General features: G+C 71.4%; 2 protein-coding genes. Both read right to left on the bottom strand.

Features of this window, described 5'->3' with window-relative positions; genetic code table 11:
* Positions 1-192: 192 nt before the first annotated feature.
* A complete protein-coding gene (locus ACIA77_RS52360; RefSeq protein WP_395893737.1) occupies positions 193-1,230 on the bottom strand; it encodes an alcohol dehydrogenase catalytic domain-containing protein in 1,038 nt (345 codons plus the stop codon).
* A gap of 27 nt (positions 1,231-1,257) precedes the next feature.
* On the bottom strand, positions 1,258-1,860 hold the full coding sequence (locus tag ACIA77_RS52365) for a hypothetical protein (RefSeq protein WP_395893738.1): 603 nt from the start codon (positions 1,858-1,860) through the stop codon (positions 1,258-1,260).
* Positions 1,861-2,267 lie beyond the last annotated feature (407 nt).

The raw sequence follows: 2,267 nt of genomic DNA on the forward strand, positions 1-2,267 counted from the left end.
CCGCCCCCCCGCCCCGCCCCCCCCCCCCCCCCCGCCCCCCCCCCCCCCCGGGGGGGGGCCCCCCCCGCGGCGACACAGCGGTCACTGGCGACACAGCGGTCACTGGCGACACAGCGGTCACTGGCGACACAGCGGTCACTGGCGGAACAGCGGGTCACTGGCGGAACAGCGGGTCACTGGCGGAACAGCGGGTCACTGGCGGAACAGCGCTACCTTCAACGCCTCGCTGTCCTGCGGGTGCGCGAAGACGTCATAGGCTTCGTCCATTTCGGATAGACCGAACCGGTGGGTGACGAACCGGCTCGTGTCGAGGCGACCCGCGGCCAGCATGCGCAGCAGCGTCGGGGTGCTCCAGGTGCCGACGAGCCCGGTCGTGATGGTGACGTCGCGGATCCACAGCTGCTCGAGGTGCAAGGTGGCCGGCTTGCCGTGCACCCCGATGTTCGCCACGTGCCCGCCGGCGCGGACGAGCTCCGTGCACAGTTCGAACGTCTCCGGCACACCGACCGCCTCCACGGCCACGTCGGCACCGAGCCCGCCGCTCGCCTCGCGCACGGCTTCGGCCGCTTCCTCCGGCTGGACCACGACGTCGGCGCCGAAACCCTTCGCCGCGGCCAGCCGGGTCGTTTCCTTGTCCACGACGACGATCGCCGACGGGCTGTAGAGCCTGGACGTGGTGATCGCGGCCAGGCCGATGGGACCGGCTCCGACGATGACCACGACGTCGCCGGGGCTGACCTGCCCGTTGCGGACACCCACTTCGTAGGACGTGGGCAGGATGTCGGCCAGCATCAGCGCGGATTCGTCGCCGACCGACGGGGGGAGCCGGTAAGTGGAGGTGTCGGCGAACGGGATCCGCGCGAACTCAGCCTGGACCCCGTCGACGAGGTGCCCGAGGATCCAGCCGCCTCCGCCGAGGCATTGGCCGTAGGCCCCGCGCCGGCAGTATTCGCAGCGGCCGCAAGCGCTGATGCAGGAAACGAGCACTCGATCGCCCGGCCGCACCGTGCTGACGGAGCCACCGGTGCGCAGGACGGTGCCCACGGCCTCGTGGCCGAGGACCCGTCCGCGCTCCACCTCCGGCACGTCACCCTTGAGGATGTGCAGGTCGGTACCGCAGATCGTGACCGCGTCGATCCGCACCACCGCGTCGGTGGCGTCGGCGACCTCCGGATCGGGGTGCTCGGTCCAGGCTCGCCGGCCCGGTCCGTCGTACACGAGAGCTTTCACGGTTTCTCCTCGGTCGCTTGTGGACGTTCAGCGCAGCCACGCCCGGTCGCCGGTCGCCGCGGCCCAGCGGCGGCCCAGACCCCAGGTGTCGCCCGCGAGCGTCGCGGCGAGTGCGATGAGGACGAGTGCGTAGATGACGTGGTAGTCGATGATCGGGTGGGTCGAGTGCGTCGCCTCGCCGACGCTGGTGAAACGCGCGAGCGGCCATTCGGCGGCCCACATGAGCAGGAGCATGACCGTGCCCGCGACCGCGGTGAGCCGGAGGGCCACTCCGGCCACCAGGGCGAGGCCGATGCAGAACAACCCGGCCATGAACAGCCAGTCGGCCCATCCGGTGCCCGCCCAGGAGTGGAACGTCGAGGCGAGCGGGCCCACGGCCACGGAGCCCAGGAAACCTCGCGTGGGAGAGCCGCCGTGGATCCACGCGCCCGCGGTCGTGGTCGAGTAGCCCAGTCCGAACAGCTTGTCGGCGAAGGCCCAGAGAAACACGAGCCCCATGGCGATCCGCAGCAGGGCAAGAGCTGGGCCGCCCGTAGCCCGGCGGGCGTGGCGTGGCGCGGTCACCCTCGGCTCGCGGCGCCCGGGAACCGTGGTGCTGGAACGTTCTTCATGCTCGGGTGTGATGGACATGGTCCCTCCCGTCATCGTTCACCCCGAGTGTGGGGCGAGGCGGCGAACCACTCTGGAGCCGAAGGTCCTCTACCGACGGGCCCTTGGCAGCCGCGGCGCCACCGGCCGCCGGAAGCACGCGATCGCGCCGGCGAAGTCGACGGCGAGCACCGCCACCCACAAGGATTTCGAGACGCGAACCCCGATCCTGTGGCCGATGCGCGAGGTCGCAGCACAGCGTCGCGGCGCCCGCCACGACCCTCTGTTCGGTGGGGGACAGCTCGGATCAGCCGCGGCGGGTGGTGCGGTCAGCTCCGGGCGAGTTCACGGCCGACCAGCTCGACGAGCTCGACGGTCCGGCACGCGTAGCCCCATTCGTTGTCGTACCAGCCGAAGACCTTGGCGGTGTGGCCGTCGGTCTTGGTGAG

The sequence above is a fragment of the Amycolatopsis sp. NPDC051903 genome (assembly GCF_044452505.1).
Taxonomy (GTDB): Bacteria; Actinomycetota; Actinomycetes; order Mycobacteriales; family Pseudonocardiaceae; genus Amycolatopsis.

Bases quoted from the DNA above. Each gene is read 5' to 3' on its own strand.
- ACIA77_RS52365 (WP_395893738.1), bottom strand. From the start codon at position 1,860: ATGTCCATCACACCCGAGCATGAAGAACGTTCCAGCACCACGGTTCCC.